Genomic DNA, 15,218 nt, shown 5'->3' on the forward strand with positions numbered 1-15,218 from the left:
GTCAGGTTGACGGTGGCGACTCGGGCGCGATGCGCAATGCGTCGCGCTTGTCCTTAACCTGCGCCCAGCGCGCATGGTCGGGCAGTGGCGGCTCGACCGCGGTCAGACGCGGCCAATCTGCGCGGCGCGAGAGCTGCGCATTCAGTGCAATGAAGTCCTGCTGATCGGCCGGCACCTCGGCGGCGGGGTAGATCGCCCCCACCGGGCACTCCGGTACGCAGATCGAGCAGTCGATGCATTCATCCGGATCAATTACCAGAAAGTTCGGGCCGGCGTGGAAGCAGTCCATCGGGCAGACGGCAACACAGTCCGTGTATTTGCACTGGATGCAAGATTCGGTGACGACGTACGGCATAGCAAAGCGAGGTGTTCAACACCTGTTCAAAAAACGTTCGAAATTATGCAGCATCAACCCGAACCGTGGCGGGCGTCGGACTCAATGTGACCTGTCGGTACTGCCTGTTGTCAACTCGGATGGCGCGCTGAGCCCTTCGGTCTCTTCGGTGTCCATTGACGGCCCACCAAACTGCAGCGCCGCAAGACGTGCATAAAGCGGAGAACTCTGCAAAAGCTCAGCATGGCGGCCTTGCGCAACGATGCGGCCTTGCTCAAGCACAACGATCCGGTCAGCTTGCTGCACGGTGGCAAGGCGGTGCGCGATCACCAGCGTGGTGCGGTTTCGCGCGGCATTGTTCAGGGCGGTCTGCACCAGCCGCTCGCTTGCGGCATCGAGCGCGCTGGTGGCCTCATCCAGGAGCAGGATGGGCGGGTCTTTGAGAATGGCCCGCGCAATGGCGATTCGCTGGCGCTGCCCTCCCGACAGCCTGACGCCACGCTCGCCCAGCAACGTGTCGTAGCCTTGTGGCAGCTCGTTGATGAAGCCTGCAGCGGCGGCCATTTCGGCCGCACGTTGTACTTGCGCGAGCGTTGCTTCGGGCGCGCCATAGCGGATGTTGTCGAGCACACTCCCTGAGAAGATCACCGATTCTTGCAGCACGACACCAATGGCCTGCCGCAGCGCCGCGAGTGAGACTTGCCGTGTTGGGACGCCGCTGATCAGGATGCTTCCGGACTGCGGCTCGTAGAAGCGCAGCAGAAGCTGAAACAGCGTTGTCTTGCCCGCACCGGAAGGCCCTACCAGTGCAACGTGCTCCCCGGGGGCAACATCGAGCGTGAAGTGGGAGAGTGCAGCGGTACCCGGACGTGACGGATAGGAGAAGGTGACATTGTCGAAGCGGATGCCCTCGGCATGCGCGGGCAGCGCCACGGGCGTATCTGGCTCCGCAATGGGGGAGCGGGTTGCCAGCAGTTGCAGAAGACGCTCTGTGGCACCAGCGGCTCTCTGCAGGTCTCCCCACACTTCTGCAATTGCGCCGACGGCGCCCGCTGTGAACACCGCGTAGAGGATGAACTGGGACAGTTGGCCCGCCGTCATCTCTCCGGCCAGCACGGCCTTGGCACCAAGCCAGAGCACAAACACGATCGCGGCAAACACAAAGATGATGACCACGGCGGTCAATTGCGCGCGGGCACGAATGCGTGTGAGCGCGGTGTCAAACGCCGTTTCCACGGCCGTACCGAAACGCCTCGCCTCTTGCGCTTCCTGCGTGTATGACTGCACGGTCGGCATGGCATTGAGCACTTCGCCGGCCAGCGCGCTCGCGCTTGCCACCTTGTCCTGGCTGTCACGCGAGAGCCGCCGCACGCGACGCCCAAAGATGACGATGGGCGCGACCACCACGATCAGCGTGGCGATGATGTAGCCGGAGAGCACTGGGCTCGTCACGACCAGCATCACCACCCCGCCGACCGTCAGCAGTGTGTTGCGCAACCCGAGTGACAGGCTGGTCCCCACCACGGTCTGGATCAACGTCGTGTCGGTTGTGAGCCGCGACAGCACCTCGCCTGTTTGTGTCGTCTCGAAAAACTCCGGGCTCAAGCTGACGATGTGCCGGTAGACAGCCCGCCGCAGGTCTGCTGTCACCCGCTCCCCCAGCCACGAGACGCAATAGAAACGCAGCGCTGTGGCGCCGGCAAGCACCAGAGAGAGGGCGAACAGGGCGATGAAATAGCGGTCAATGTGCGATCGCTCGCCACTGGCAAATCCGCGGTCAATCAGAAACTTGAACGCCACCGGCAGTGCCAGCGTTGCAACGGCCGCTGTCACCAGTGCCAGGAACGCAATCGCCCAGCGCCGCGCATACGGGCGCAGGAAGGGCATGAGCGCGAAGAGGGGGCTGATACGCGACGGCAGGGGCGCAGCGGAAGGCATGGGAATCGGCAACAGATCAGAAGGCGCCCATTATCTCAGCCCCTGGATTGGGCCGTGGCTGACCCACGCACAGCAACTCCGGAGATGCCAGGACCAATCATCGTGTGCGCAGTGGAATCAATTTGATGCGCTCGAATCACCCCCTTGTAGACCAGCCGCTCTCAGCGCTCGCTAAGTCCGGCCGTCTAGTCTTGTGACCTCTCCGGTTTTCCAAGACATGGCATGCGCCGACGTCACACGCTCACCTTCCTCACGCTGGCGGTTCTGATGGCCGTTGCGGCTGTCCTTATCGCCCGGCGCCCAGGTGGGCAGGCTATCCGCCCAACGCTGGCCAACGGGCCGCTTGCGTCGGCCGTGGACAAGGCAGAAAACTACCTGCACGGCAAGGCGATCCGGGCTGGGCTTGAGCGGTCGGCATCGGGCTTGATTTACGACGTGACGGTGCTCAAGGCCGGCCGGATTTTCGATGTGCGGCTTGATGCACGCAGCGGCCGGATTCTTTCTGCTGCGATCAACAAGTAGCGCATTACGGATGGCGTGCCCGCGTGGGGTACGCTGTGCGCAGACGCGTTCTGACGCCGTATCCGCATGCCCAACATTCTTCTGATCAACCCGAATTCGTCCCAGGCCACCACGGACATGATGGTGCGCATCGCGCAAGACCACGTGCCCGCCGGCTATGCGGTCGTGGGGGCTACGGTAGCGAATGGGCCGTCGATGATCATTAACGAAGTGGAGCTTGCCGCTGCGGCCGCCGAGGTGGAAACCGCCTGGCGTAGTGCACGGGTGCCGCACGTGGGCGTAATCATTAGCGCGTTTGGCGACCCCGGCGTGATGCAGGTTCGTGAGGCAAGCCGGCCCATACCGGTGGTCGGCATTTGTGAGGCGTCGATGCTGGAAGCGTCAGAAGGTGGGCGCCGATTTGGCGTGGCCACGGTCACGCCCGATCTGGTGGCCGCGATTGATGCCAAGGCGCAGGCGCTTGGGCTTGGCGCGCTCTATACCGGCGTGCAGCTCACGCCCGGCGAGCCACGTCGGTTGGCTGCAGACGCAGGCGCGCTGGAAGCGGCATTGAGTGATGCCGTGCGCGCCTGCCTTGACGCTGGTGCGCAGGCGGTGATCATCGGCGGCGGGCCGCTGGGGCAGGCCGCAGTGGGCCTGGCACAACGATTTGACGTGCCGATCATTGCGCCGATTTCCGCTGCGATGCGTCGGCTGAACACCTGCATCGCAGCGGTACAGGCGGCGCCGGTTGGCGCCGCTGTGCGTGCTTAGTTCGCGATGATCGACACCGTCGAATTGGCCGGCACCGTGATCGTCTCGCTATAGGTACCGGTCTTGAAGCCGCGCGCCACCGGGAATTGACCGAAGCCCTGCAGCGTGGCCGGCACGGCGCTCGGCATCGAGCGCTGGCTGCTGTAGTTCTGGCCATTGACGGAGGGGATCGAGAAGCCGCTGTCCGAACGCGCCGGATAGGCAAAGCCCCCCGGGCTGCCCGGCACTGGCAGCAGTGCCACCGCCGTCCCCCAACGGCCCAATGCATCGCCCAGGCCTGTACCGCCGCCGGCCTGGATGGCGTTGTTGAGCACCGTAGCCGAGTCCGTTGACGAGAAGTTCTGCAGCAGGTTCTTGTAGTACGCCACGCCGTACTGGCGCAGCAGGAAGCCGCCCAGGCTGCCCGAGATCGGATACCCCGGGCACGACGACGTGAGTGACGGGTCGAACGCCGTCAGAGAGCAGTTGTATGCGCTTTGCAACCAGGCCGGGAAACGGCTGTCGCGCACGTTGTTGAAACTCGGGTCGATCTGGCTGGAAAGCACGTCTTCCATCGTCATCGCCGTCATTTCTTCCAGCCACGTGCCATACATGTACTGCGAGCCGTTCAGCACGCCACGCTGGTAGAAGTTGGCCATATGCGTGAACTCGTGGCCCAGCGTGGAGATGACCGTGTTCAGCCCGTCTGTGCCGCCCAGGTAGATGGTTTCCGAGTCCACATAGAGCGACAGCGACTGGTTCGACAGCGGTTGCGAGCTGGTCGTGAAATTGTTGCGCGCCCAGAAGTAGCCCACGCGGCCATAGGGCTGGCCGTCGGGCTGGATGTTCAGAACCACGATGTCGAGCGCCTGGTTCGGATCGATCAGGCTGGCGGAGCTGGAGTAGCTGCCCCACGGCTGGCCGACGATCGATGTGGCCAGCGTGTAGACCGACTGCGTGCCCGATGCAAACTTGGTGATCAGCGTGCTGATGATGCTGTCGGAGATCTTGCTGCTGCCGTATTCCGAGTTTTCGACCCACAAGTTGATGATGCGGCCATCGGTGGCGGCTGCTTGCTGCTTGAGCGTGGCGGTGCGTACCGTGGCGGTGCCGTCCGGCTGCTGATGGTTCCAGGTGCGCTGGGTACCGACACTGGCAACAGACTGCGGGCGCAAAACCGTGTCATTGGAAGCGCCTTGTGTCTTGAGCGGGCCCGCGCCAGAGGCATAGCCGTCCAGTGCGTGCGCGTTGAAGTCGGAGATCTGGCGGTCAAAGGCCGCGTTCATCGCGTCGTTCTTGACGGACGCCGTGGTCAGGTTGCCGGAGGCGCCGTTGGTGGGCGTGGTGCTGGTGGTCGTGCCACTGCCAAGACCAAGCAGGCTGCCGCTGGAGAGCGACACGGACGGCATCGGCTGCGCAGCTGCGCCCTGGTTGGTATAGACGAGCGTGACGTTCTGGCCAGTCAACCCGGCAATCGACACATTCACGGTGCCAGCCGAACCGCCCGTATTGGTGGCTTGCCACACGCCCACACCGGAGCCGGCGTAGGTATTGCCCAATGCACCGCAGTTGGAGCCGCTGCACGCGGCAGCCAGATTGATGCTGGCGGGGGTCGCCGGCGTGGCGGCCGGGGTGGCCCCCGAACTGCCACCACCGCCACCACCGCCACCGCAGGCCGCCAGCGTGCCTGCTGCTGCCACCATCATCGCGATGGCCCATTGCTTCGTACTGCTACCGCCCTTGCTGCCTTCCATCCTCATCTCTCCAAATCCGAATTCCGGCGCGCTGTCGGCTTGTGACTGCGGCGCGCGGACGGATTCTCAAGGGGAGGTGACGGATTCGATCCGTGGAAATGACGGGTCGGCAGGGCCCAATTCCCCCTGATGTGGGGGTGTCGCCACCGGCACCCTGTCGGAAAGGTTGAAAAAGTCGTAGCCCCAGGATGTAGAAGCGGAAAACGGGGGAGAGCGGTGGCCGACACTTTTGTGCCAGGGCGGTCCGCTAGAATGGGCCGCTTTCCTGCGGATTGCGCCATTTCAGGCGCTGGATACGTCACCCATTCATGCTCGTCGCGCAGCTCAAATCGTTTTTCATGGTCGCCCGCCTGGGCAGCATCACGCTGGCTGCCAAGCAGCTGGGGCTTTCTCAGCCGACCGTGACATCGCAGATCCGCGCGCTGGAAGAGGCCTACGGGGTGGAGCTGTTCTACCGCGGCGGACGCCGGCTGGCACTGTCGGACGCCGGCGTCCGCCTGATGCCGCTGGTCGACCAGCTCGTGCGGCAGGAAACCGAGATCGACTTCTTCCTGCGCAATTCGGGCGACATGGGCTCGGGCCATCTGCGCATCGGCGCCACGGCGCCGTACTACATCCTCGACATCGTTGACCGTTTTTGCCAGAGCCACCCCGGCATCGACGTGAGCATCGAAGCCGGCAATTCGTTGCAGATGCTCGACGCGCTGCAGGAGTACCGCGTGGACGTCGCTTCGTCATCGCAGCGGGTGGACGATGCACGCTTCCTGCGCATTGAGCTGGCGCGTGACCCACTGGTACTGGTGGTGCACCGCAGTCATCGACTGGCCACACAGACAAGCGTGCCGTTGGCAGCGCTGTCACAGTGCCGGCTGCTGGTGCGCGAAGTGGGCTCCACCACACGAGCCATAACGGAAACGATGATGGCCCAGGCCGGCGTGACAGCGGCATCCACGGTGGAAATCGGCAGCCGGGAATCCATTCGCGAAGCCATCATGCGCAACCTGGGCGTGAGCGTGATCGCCCGCCAGGAGGTGCCAAGCCATCCGGACCTGCGCATGCTGGCCTTCGAGGGTGGCACGCCGGAGTTGAGCGAGTACCTCTACTGCCTGCAGGATCGGCGCGAAGCGCGGCTGATTGCCGCCTTCCTGGCGCAGGTGCGCTCGCCGGCGCCATAACTTCGTCATCCACCTGAACAAAAATCCGGAAATGCGCGCATTGGCGTTTTTGGGGTAACTGCCACAAGGGGTACATGTCGGCTAGCTACAGTAGCGACCGTTTTTGCTACTGCCTCAGCCGCCCCGTCAATGCCCCAGCCTGCCTCCCACCCGACTTCGGGTAACGCCACGCCGTTCCTCTCTGTGCGGCAAGTTGCCCGCCGTTTTGGCGCATTCACTGCGCTTGACGGTGTTTCGCTGGACGTGGCTCAGGGCGAATTCGTTTGCCTGCTCGGTCCGTCGGGCTGTGGCAAGACGACCCTGCTGCGCATCATTGCCGGGTTGGAGGCGCAGGACGCCGGCCAGATCGTCGCCGGTGGCCGCGATATTTCGAACCTGCCGCCGCGCGAGCGCGACTACGGCATCGTCTTCCAGTCGTACGCGCTGTTTCCCAACCTGACCGTTGCCCAGAACGTTGCCTACGGTCTGGACACCACCAACGGCAACCGCGCCCGCATGCAGGAGCGGGTGTCGGAGATGCTCGCGCTGGTGGGTCTGGCTGGCAGTGAAGCCAAGTACCCGTCGCAGCTCTCGGGTGGGCAGCAACAGCGTGTGGCGCTGGCCCGCGCGCTGGCGCCAGCGCCATCGCTGCTGCTGCTGGATGAGCCGATGTCGGCGCTGGACGCCCAGGTGCGCGAACACCTGCGCATCGAACTGCGCCGCCTGCAGCGCAAGCTGAACGTGACCACGCTGATGGTGACGCACGATCAGGACGAAGCCATGGCCATGGCCGACCGCATTGCGGTCATGTCCAACGGCCGCATCGAGCAGACGGGCTCGCCTTCGGAAATCTATACGCATCCCGCTACGAGCTTCGTTGCCGGGTTCGTTGGTCAGGCCAACTGGCTGCCGCTGGAACACAACGAAGATGGCACGCCCACGCTGGCCGGCCAGCCGCTGCTGCTCGATCCGGCGTTTGCGGATACCTTGCTGGGCTCCGGCCGCCTGTTCTGCCGCCCAGAGGCCGTGACGCTGCATCCGGATGACGATGCCCCCAATCGTCATCTCGCCCGCGTGGTCGACCAGATCTACCTGGGCAGCCGCACGCGTGTGACGCTGGCCATCGACGGCCTGGCCAATGCGCCGCTGGTTGCCGAAGTGGCTTCGAACGCGCTGCGCGGTGGGCGCGGTGCCCTCGGTGAGAGCAAGCTGTGGATCGCGCTCGAGCGCGCTGGCCTGCGTGTCTATGCTTGAGGTGGTGATGTCGACGCTCCCTCCCGAGGCCAACGTGATCAATGTCGCCAAGGCCGCCCCGCAAGAACAAGCCGCACGGATGTCATTCTGGCGTACCGATGCGCCCGTGCTGGCGGGCATGAAGCTGGGGTGGTTCCTCTTGCTGACGCTCGGCTTGCTGCTGCCCACGGCGATGATGCTGTTGCAGGCCACGGGGCTGGTCGCCAGTGCGCGCAGCTCCGACGAGCACGGCCTGGCACTGGTTGCCCATGTCGTGCAGGGGCCCAATTTTCTGGACATGGTGGGACGTACCCTGGCCGTGTCGGGCACCGTAGCCGCCATCGTGGTGCCGCTGGCCTTTGCTTTTGCCTACGCCGTGCAGCGCACGCGTATGCCGTTGCGCGGCACGATGCGTACGCTGGCAATGCTGCCGCTGTTTGCGCCATCGTTGCTGCCGGGTATTGCACTGGTCTACCTGTTCGGCAACCAGGGGCTGTTCAAGGCTTGGCTTGGCGGCAACAACATCTATGGCTTCTGGGGCATCGTGCTGGGTGAGGCGTTTTACACCTTTCCGTACGCGCTGATGCTGCTGCTTGCCACACTCACGCTGGCGGACGGCCGACTGTATGACGCTGCCCGTGCGATGGGTGCCGGCCCGTGGCGCACGTTCCGCACAGTCACGCTGCCGGGCGCACGTTATGGCCTGTTTGGCGCCTTTGCGCTGGTCTTTACGCTGGTTGCCACGGATTTTGGCGTGCCGACCGTGGTGGGCGGCAGCTACCAAGTATTGGCCGTGGAGGCCTACAAGTCGGTGGTGGGGCAGCAGAATTTTGCTCGCGGCGCCGTCATCGGCCTGATGCTGCTGTTGCCCGCGCTGCTCACCTTTGCAGTGGAGCGCCTCGTGCAGCGCCGCCAGCATGCCGCGCTGGCCAGCCGTGCACAGCCATACCACCCGCAGCGGGACCGCATGCGTGATGGCCTCTATCTGCTGCTGACGGCATTGGTGGTCGGTTGGATTCTACTGATGCTGGCAACCGCCGTGGGCGCGTCGCTGGTCAAGCTGTGGCCGTACAACCTTGACCTTTCGCTGCGCAATTACGACTTCGACAACATGGATGGCGGCGGCTGGTTGGCCTATCGCAACAGCTTGAAGCTGGCTGCGCTCACCACCGTGTTTGGTACCGCGCTCATCTTTACCGGCGCGTGGCTGGTCGAGAAAACCCGCACCACCCGTGCTACCGCCTGGCTGCATCCGGCTATCCGCTTTGCCGTGCTGCTGCCAATGGCGGTGCCGGGGCTCGTGCTGGGTCTGGGCTACGTGTTCTTCTTCAACCACCCGGCCAATCCGCTCAATGGCCTATACGGCAGCATGGCGCTGATGGTGCTCTGCACGATCATGCACTGCGCCACGGCCGCGCACCTCACGTCGGTGGCGTCGCTCGGGCAGCTGGACCCGGTGTTCGAAGCGGTATCGGCTTCGCTCAAGGTATCGGCACTGCGCACGTACTGGCGCGTGACGCTGCCGATGTGCCTGCCTGCCGTGCTGTCTTGCGCGCGTTACCTGTTTGTCTCGGCCATGACCACCGTGTCAGCGGTGATCTTCCTGTACAGCCCCGACACCGTGCTGGCCTCCGTGGCCGTGCTGAACATGGACGACGCCGGCGACATCGGCCCCGCGGCGGCCATGTCCACGCTGATCCTGGTCACGTCGATTGTCGTCTCGCTGCTGCTGGAACTCGCCACGCGCGGCATCACGCGCCGCACGCAGGCCTGGCGCACCACCTCACACTGAATTTGTAGCAACGCATTTCGAAAGTAAGGGAAACCAACATGGGTGACTCCTCCCCAATCACGACCCGCCAGGCTGGCACCGCCCGTGCCACGCCGTTGCGCCTGGAAGCCGCTGTGCTCGACTGGGCCGGCACCGTAGTCGATTTCGGCTCGTTTGCCCCCACGCAAATCTTCGTGGAAGCGTTTGGCGAGTTTGGCGTGGCCATCACGCTGGACGAAGCACGCGGCCCCATGGGCCTGGGCAAGTGGGACCACATCCGCACATTGTGCAATGACGGCGCGATTGCCGCGCGTTTCTCGCTCGCCCACGGCCGCATGCCGACCGATGACGACGTCACCGCCATCTACAACCGCTTCATGCCGCTGCAGATCGAGAAGGTCGGCGCGCATTCGGCAATGATCCCTGGCGCGCTGGAAACCATTGCCGCGTTGCGCGAGGCCGGTCTGAAGATTGGTACCTGCTCGGGCTACCCACGTGTGGTGATGGATCGCGTGGTGGATCTGGCGGCCAAGGCTGGCTATACGCCCGACTGCGTGATCGCGTGCGACGAGGTACCGCGCGCGCGCCCGTGGCCCGCACAGGCGCTGCGCTGCGTGGTGGACCTTGCCATTGGCGACGTGGCCGCCTGCGTGAAGGTGGACGACACCGTGCCCGGTATCGAAGAGGGCCGCCGCGCCGGCATGTGGACGGTGGCGCTGCTGATGTCGGGCAACGCGCTGGGCCTGCCATATGAGCAATATGCCGCGCTGTCTGCCGAAGAGCGTGCGCACCATCGTGTAGCCATTTCGGCGGGCTTCGCCGCCTGCCAACCGCATTACGAGATCGACACGATTGCCGATCTGCCTGAAGTCATTGCCGACATCAACCGCCGCCTGGCGCGCGGTGAACGGCCGCAGTGCCTGTGATTTCCGCTGTTCTTTCCGTCGCATCAAACCTGTTGCATCAAACCACTTGCTTCACACCACACTGAGGAAACCATGACGAAACGTCTTTCCCTCCTGGCCGCTGCCGCCGCCATGGCGCTTGCCACCTCGGCTTACGCCAAGACCACGCTGACCGTGTACACGGCGCTGGAAGCTGACCAAGTGAAGGCGTACCAGGAAGCCTTCGAGAAGGCCAATCCGGACATCGAAATCAAGTGGGTGCGCGACTCCACGGGTGTCGTCACCGCCAAGCTGCTGGCCGAGAAGAACAACCCGCGCGCTGACGTGGTGTGGGGCCTGGCAGCTTCGAGCCTGGCGATCCTGGACAAGGAAGGCATGCTGACGCCGTATGCACCGGCAGATCTGTCGAAGATCGGTGCCACGTACCGCGACAAGGCCAACCCACCGGCATGGGTGGGCATGGACGCCTGGGGTGCCGCCATCTGCTTCAACACGGTCGAAGCCGAGAAGCAGCACCTGCCGAAGCCGACGTCGTGGGCTGACCTGACCAAGCCGGTCTACGCCGGCAAGATCGTCATGCCGAACCCGGCCTCGTCGGGCACGGGCTACCTGGACGTGAGCGCCTGGCTGCAAATGCTGGGCGAGCAGAAGGGCTGGGACTACATGGATGCCCTGCACAAGAATATCGGCCAGTACACGCACTCGGGCTCGAAGCCTTGCAAGATGGCCGCAACGGGCGAATTCCCGATCGGTATCGCGTTTGAATACCGTGCCGTGAAGACGAAGAAGGAAGGCGCACCGATCGATATCGTGCTGCCGTCGGAAGGCCTGGGCTGGGACGTAGAAGCCACCGGCATCATGAAGGGCACCAAGAACCTGGATGCCGCCAAGAAGCTGGCTGACTTCTCGGCAAGCCCGGCTGCAATGGCGCTGTACGAGAAGAACTTTGCCGTGGTTGCCACGCCGGGCTTCTCCAAGCCGGACCCGCTGCTGCCGGCCGACTACGAGAAGCGCCTGATCAAGAACGATTTCACGTGGGCCAGCGCCAACCGTGACCGCATCCTCGCCGAGTGGACCAAGCGCTACGACGGCAAGTCGGAGAAGAAGTAAGTGAGTGAAGCTCCCCTGATTTCTGTTGCTCAAGGGAGCCTGGATGCCAGCACCGACGTCGCAATCGTCGGGGCTGGCATTTTGGGCTTGGCGCACGCCGCTGCTGCCGTCAAACGCGGCCTGCGCGTGACGGTGTTCGAGCGCAGTGAGGTCGCCGTTGGTGCCTCCATCCGCAACTTCGGTCAGATGCTGGTGACTGGCCAGCCGCCCGGCATCATGCTGGACCTCGCGCGTGAAAGCCGTGAGCTGTATCTCGGTTGGGCTGACAAGGCCGGCATCTTCGCGCGTGCCAAGGGTGCGCTGCTGTTTGCCCGCAATGCCGCGGAAGATGCCGTGCTGGACGAGTTCATGGCCACCCGTGCACAAGCGTTTGGTTACAACGTCAAGCTGCTGCGCGGCGCCGATCTGGCCAATCTGTACAACGGCCGCTTCACGCGTCACCGGTCTGCACTGCAGGGCTTTGATGACGTGCAGCTGTACTCTCGCGAAGCGATTCCAGCGTTGGCGACATGGCTTGCCACGCAGGGCGTGCGTTTCCACTTCGGCACGCTCGTGCGCCATGTGGAAGGCGGCCGGTTGGAGACCACGGCTGGTGTGTGCAACGCGCAGCGCGTGATCGTCTGCAGCGGGCACGACTACCAGACGCTGTGCGCCGACCAACTGCGTGCGCTTCAACCGCAGGTCTGCCGCCTGCAGATGCTGCGCGTGACTCCCGAAGACGGCTTCCAACTGGAACACGCCGTGCTGACGGGCCTGTCATGCACGCACTACGGCGCGTTTGCCGATCTGCCGACCGCCCAGGCGCTCGCCATGCAGATCGAACAACAACGCCCTGAACTGCAGCGCCACGGCATTCACCTGCTGGTGAGCCCGACGCCGTATGGCGACTGGATTGTTGGCGATTCACACGACTACAGCCAGGACGCTCGCCCGTTCAATGCTGAGTCGGTCGACAACATCATGCTGGACCTGGCCCGCGACACCTTTGGCAGCAAGCTGCGTGTGGTGGAACGCTGGCAGGGTGTGTACGGCGCCAAGTGCCATGTGCCCGGCAGCGGCGCGTTCTCGATCACCCGCGTCGATGACCGCACCACCGTCGCGCTGATACACAGCGGTATCGGCATGAGCGTGGGGCCTGCGCTTGCGCACCGCCATGTCGACGCCCTGGTGGACGGCACCGCGTTGCCGCAGTGGACACCGCCGGCTGCATTGCCTGCCGCAGCCACGGCCTGACGCCTCATCGCCTGAAGAAAGAAGCCCGTACGGTTTGCGCCGTGCGGGCTTTTTCCTTTCAGGCTTCAGGCCGCGAACAGTTCAACGACGGGCCAGCCACGCGCTTCGGCCACGCTGCGCAAGGTAGCGTCGGGGCTGATGGCTATCGGGTGAGAGACCTTTTCCAGCAGCGGCAGATCGTTGCGTGAATCGCTGTAGAACACCGTGCGGGAGAAGTCCGCCATGCGCTGGCCGCGCTGCGCAAGCCATTCGGTCACGCGCACGATCTTGCCGGGGCCAAAGCTCGGCGTGCCGACCAGGTTGCCCGTGAAGTTGCTGTCAGCCTGGTTGCCGACCGTCTCGCCTTCCACCGCCAGCAGGTGCGGCACGTTGAAGGCGGCGGCAATCGGTTCGGTCAGGTATCGGTGCGTGGCGGTGACGATGCAGCAGAGATCGCCTGCATGCAGGTGCGTGTCCACCAGTTTCCTAGCGCGCGGCAGCATGACCGGTTGGATGACGTCGCGCATGAAGGTGGCGCGCCATGCGTCAAGCCGTGTGCGCGGATGCTGCGCTAGCAGCCCGAGTGAGAAGCGTGCGTGGCGCGCAAAGTCCAGCGTGCCCTCGCGGTACTCGCGCATCCAGCGTTCGTTGGCTTGCTCAAAGGCCTCACGATCGACTGCTCCCTGGGCAACCAGGAAGCGGCCCCATTCATATTCGCTGTCGATTGGCAGCAGGGTGTGGTCCAGGTCGAACAGGGCAAGCGATTGCATACAACAGTTGGCAGTGGCGGTTGGAAAAACCGCGAGGTTACTGCCTCAACGCGTCGTGGCTGTGTCCATCGCCAGAACTTTGGCGATGAACGCATCGGCGTTTTTCTTCGGATGATGTTTGTCCAGGCAATCAAGAAAGCTGCGCACCAGCCGAGAATCCTTGCGCTCTTTCAGGAAGTACAGGTATTCGTGGATAACCGGCGCATTGGCGGCAAACGGCAGCACACGCACGTCGGGCCGGCGCGGAGCCTCCCGCTCGGGCACGATGCTGCAGCCGAGCCCCAGGCTGATGGCTTCGTAGATGGCTTCGCGGCTACCGATGATGCTCATGCTGGCGGGCTCGATGCCGGCGGTGGCCAGGGCGTCTTCGGTCACGCGGCGGGTGACGGAGCCTGGCTCGCGCATCAGCAGCTGGCAGCCGGCAACATCGTCAAGCGTCACGTGCGGGCGGCGTGCCAGTGGGCTGTCGAGCGGCACCACCAGCACCATCGTGTCGTCGGCCAGGGTAATGCGATGCAGGCGTTCGTCATCCACCGCGTGCGACGAAACAGCCAGATCGATGCGGACCTCCGACAGCGCTTCGAGCATCTGCTGCGAGTTGCCGAACTCGATGGTGATCTCGATGGTCGGGTAGCGGGTGCGGAAGGCGGCCACGCTGGGCAGAATGTAGTAGGGGCCGGTGGCGCCCACGCGCAGGTTGCCGGTGCGCAGGTCGCCCGCATTGCGCAGGAGAAAATCGACGTCACCCTCTTGCTGTGCCAGGCGCTCGACAATGGGCATAAGACTAACGCCCAGGTCAGACAGGTCCAGACGACTGCCGCGGCGGTGGAACAGCTCCACGCCGTACATCTCTTCCAGTTGGCGGATGCGTCCGGTCACGGTGGGCTGCGACAGACGCAGGCGCTTGGCCGCGCCTGTCACGCTGCCCTGGCGAGCCACCTCAAAGAACGACATCAATAGATCACCCAACATGCTTATGTTTCCTCTGCATTTCATTTGGTATTTGGCAACAGAGTGTAGAGAGCCTTTGTGACGCTTCACACTGTGAAACCTTACGAAGCGTTGTGGCAGCGCGGGGCGGCGAGCCTTGCAGCACAAGCATCCTATGGCTGGGAGTAGGGCGCTGGGCGCACATCGTGCTACCTTGTGAGCCAGTGCGCGCAATACAGGAAGAGGAGACACCATGCCGGTGCTGAAGGTCGATGTCGTGACGGCAGAAGAACGGTTGTACGAGGGCACAGCCAAATTCGTGGTCATTCCCGGCACCGAGGGCGAGCTGGGCATCCTGCCCGGCCATGAGCGCCTGCTCACGCGCCTGCGCCCTGGCACGGTGCGCGTCACGCTGGAGAACGACGAAGAAGTGATCCTGTTCGTGGCCGGCGGCTTTGTCGACGTGCAGCCCGAGCAGGTGATTGTGCTGGCCGACACGGCCGTGCGCGCGCGTGATCTGGACGAGGCCAAAGCCCAGGAGGCCCGCAAGGCTGCCGAAGAGCTCATGCAGAACAGCCACAGCAAGATCGACTATGCCCGCGCCCAGGCTGAACTGGCCGAAGCCGTGGCCCAACTGGCCGCCATCGAGCGCCTGCGCAAGCGCCGCCGCTGAGTTCTCCCTGCCCCTGCATCTGCCGCGCACCACAAGCGCGGCATTGTGTCGTCCCACCCACGGTGGGGTAAAGAACGGCGTCGGCGCTCCGTTTTAGACCAGAGCTATCAAAAACCCCCGTTGAACGTCCTCCAGAGACGTGATCGGTTCTGCTGGTCTGCCGATGCCGCCCCTCGTTGT

14 protein-coding genes are annotated in these 15,218 nt (G+C 64.1%); 9 read left to right on the forward strand and 5 right to left on the reverse strand.

Annotated elements, in window-relative coordinates; translation table 11 throughout:
* Position 1: 1 nt before the first annotated feature.
* Both fdxA and R2N11_RS19275 read right to left on the reverse strand, forming a co-directional pair.
* Positions 2–355, reverse strand: a complete 354-nt coding sequence (fdxA, locus tag R2N11_RS19270; RefSeq protein ID WP_316682026.1) for a ferredoxin FdxA — start codon at positions 353–355, stop codon at positions 2–4.
* Between the two features lie 81 nt (positions 356–436).
* A complete protein-coding gene (locus tag R2N11_RS19275; protein WP_316682027.1) occupies positions 437–2,272 on the reverse strand; it encodes an ABC transporter transmembrane domain-containing protein in 1,836 nt (611 codons plus the stop codon).
* Positions 2,273–2,494: 222 nt separating this feature from the next.
* Between R2N11_RS19275 and R2N11_RS19280 the strand changes: the two genes are divergently transcribed.
* Together R2N11_RS19280 and R2N11_RS19285 are read left to right on the forward strand one after the other, a co-directional pair.
* Complete coding sequence (locus R2N11_RS19280) at positions 2,495–2,794, forward strand: PepSY domain-containing protein (protein ID WP_316682028.1); 300 nt, start codon at positions 2,495–2,497, stop codon at positions 2,792–2,794.
* A 66-nt stretch (positions 2,795–2,860) separates the two neighbouring features.
* Positions 2,861–3,547, forward strand: coding sequence for an aspartate/glutamate racemase family protein (locus R2N11_RS19285; protein WP_316682029.1), 687 nt, complete (start codon positions 2,861–2,863; stop codon positions 3,545–3,547).
* Here R2N11_RS19285 and R2N11_RS19290 read toward each other — a convergent pair.
* Entirely contained in the window at positions 3,544–5,280 is a 1,737-nt protein-coding gene (locus R2N11_RS19290; RefSeq protein WP_316682030.1) for a M30 family zinc metallopeptidase, read from the reverse strand. The genes R2N11_RS19285 and R2N11_RS19290 overlap by 4 nt on opposite strands.
* Before the next feature lie 308 nt (positions 5,281–5,588).
* Between R2N11_RS19290 and R2N11_RS19295 the strand changes: the two genes are divergently transcribed.
* From R2N11_RS19295 to R2N11_RS19320, 6 genes are all read left to right on the forward strand, one after another.
* Positions 5,589–6,455 (forward strand): LysR family transcriptional regulator, encoded by an 867-nt coding sequence (locus R2N11_RS19295; RefSeq protein WP_199032364.1) that lies wholly within the window; start codon positions 5,589–5,591, stop codon positions 6,453–6,455.
* Positions 6,456–6,584: 129 nt separating this feature from the next.
* On the forward strand, positions 6,585–7,688 hold the full coding sequence (locus R2N11_RS19300; RefSeq protein ID WP_316682031.1) for a putative 2-aminoethylphosphonate ABC transporter ATP-binding protein: 1,104 nt from the start codon (positions 6,585–6,587) through the stop codon (positions 7,686–7,688).
* A 7-nt stretch (positions 7,689–7,695) separates the two neighbouring features.
* The gene (locus tag R2N11_RS19305) at positions 7,696–9,459 is read left to right on the forward strand and encodes a putative 2-aminoethylphosphonate ABC transporter permease subunit (protein ID WP_316682032.1); all 1,764 of its coding nucleotides are present in this window, start codon (positions 7,696–7,698) and stop codon (positions 9,457–9,459) included.
* A gap of 38 nt (positions 9,460–9,497) precedes the next feature.
* Positions 9,498–10,364, forward strand: a complete 867-nt coding sequence (gene phnX, locus R2N11_RS19310; RefSeq protein WP_199032361.1) for a phosphonoacetaldehyde hydrolase — start codon at positions 9,498–9,500, stop codon at positions 10,362–10,364.
* A gap of 72 nt (positions 10,365–10,436) precedes the next feature.
* Entirely contained in the window at positions 10,437–11,453 is a 1,017-nt protein-coding gene (locus tag R2N11_RS19315) for a putative 2-aminoethylphosphonate ABC transporter substrate-binding protein (protein ID WP_199032360.1), read from the forward strand.
* Entirely contained in the window at positions 11,454–12,686 is a 1,233-nt protein-coding gene (locus tag R2N11_RS19320) for a TIGR03364 family FAD-dependent oxidoreductase (RefSeq protein ID WP_316682033.1), read from the forward strand.
* Between the two features lie 65 nt (positions 12,687–12,751).
* On the opposite strand, the gene R2N11_RS19325 is transcribed toward R2N11_RS19320, so the two are convergent.
* Both R2N11_RS19325 and R2N11_RS19330 read right to left on the reverse strand, forming a co-directional pair.
* Positions 12,752–13,435, reverse strand: a complete 684-nt coding sequence (locus R2N11_RS19325) for a histidinol-phosphatase (protein WP_316682034.1) — start codon at positions 13,433–13,435, stop codon at positions 12,752–12,754.
* A gap of 45 nt (positions 13,436–13,480) precedes the next feature.
* Positions 13,481–14,407 (reverse strand): LysR substrate-binding domain-containing protein, encoded by a 927-nt coding sequence (locus tag R2N11_RS19330; protein WP_316682035.1) that lies wholly within the window; start codon positions 14,405–14,407, stop codon positions 13,481–13,483.
* 211 nt (positions 14,408–14,618) lie between these two features.
* Between R2N11_RS19330 and R2N11_RS19335 the strand changes: the two genes are divergently transcribed.
* A complete protein-coding gene (locus tag R2N11_RS19335) occupies positions 14,619–15,038 on the forward strand; it encodes a F0F1 ATP synthase subunit epsilon (RefSeq protein ID WP_316682036.1) in 420 nt (139 codons plus the stop codon).
* Positions 15,039–15,218: the final 180 nt, after the last annotated feature.

This window comes from Ralstonia flaminis, from assembly GCF_958415495.1.
In the GTDB taxonomy this organism is placed as follows: Bacteria; Pseudomonadota; Gammaproteobacteria; order Burkholderiales; family Burkholderiaceae; genus Ralstonia; species Ralstonia flaminis.

What these genes read in the sequence shown, in the direction of transcription:
- R2N11_RS19290 (WP_316682030.1), bottom strand. Translation starts at nt 5,280, where the DNA reads ATGGAAGGCAGCAAGGGCGGTAGCAGTACGAAGCAATGGGCCATCGCG.
- R2N11_RS19325 (WP_316682034.1), bottom strand. Translation starts at nt 13,435, where the DNA reads ATGCAATCGCTTGCCCTGTTCGACCTGGACCACACCCTGCTGCCAATC.
- phnX (WP_199032361.1), top strand. Translation starts at nt 9,498, where the DNA reads ATGGGTGACTCCTCCCCAATCACGACCCGCCAGGCTGGCACCGCCCGT.
- R2N11_RS19300 (WP_316682031.1), top strand. Translation starts at nt 6,585, where the DNA reads ATGCCCCAGCCTGCCTCCCACCCGACTTCGGGTAACGCCACGCCGTTC.
- R2N11_RS19335 (WP_316682036.1), top strand. Translation starts at nt 14,619, where the DNA reads ATGCCGGTGCTGAAGGTCGATGTCGTGACGGCAGAAGAACGGTTGTAC.
- R2N11_RS19275 (WP_316682027.1), bottom strand. Translation starts at nt 2,272, where the DNA reads ATGCCTTCCGCTGCGCCCCTGCCGTCGCGTATCAGCCCCCTCTTCGCG.
- fdxA (WP_316682026.1), bottom strand. Translation starts at nt 355, where the DNA reads ATGCCGTACGTCGTCACCGAATCTTGCATCCAGTGCAAATACACGGAC.
- R2N11_RS19280 (WP_316682028.1), top strand. Translation starts at nt 2,495, where the DNA reads ATGCGCCGACGTCACACGCTCACCTTCCTCACGCTGGCGGTTCTGATG.
- R2N11_RS19295 (WP_199032364.1), top strand. Translation starts at nt 5,589, where the DNA reads ATGCTCGTCGCGCAGCTCAAATCGTTTTTCATGGTCGCCCGCCTGGGC.
- R2N11_RS19330 (WP_316682035.1), bottom strand. Translation starts at nt 14,407, where the DNA reads ATGTTGGGTGATCTATTGATGTCGTTCTTTGAGGTGGCTCGCCAGGGC.
- R2N11_RS19285 (WP_316682029.1), top strand. Translation starts at nt 2,861, where the DNA reads ATGCCCAACATTCTTCTGATCAACCCGAATTCGTCCCAGGCCACCACG.
- R2N11_RS19305 (WP_316682032.1), top strand. Translation starts at nt 7,696, where the DNA reads ATGTCGACGCTCCCTCCCGAGGCCAACGTGATCAATGTCGCCAAGGCC.
- R2N11_RS19315 (WP_199032360.1), top strand. Translation starts at nt 10,437, where the DNA reads ATGACGAAACGTCTTTCCCTCCTGGCCGCTGCCGCCGCCATGGCGCTT.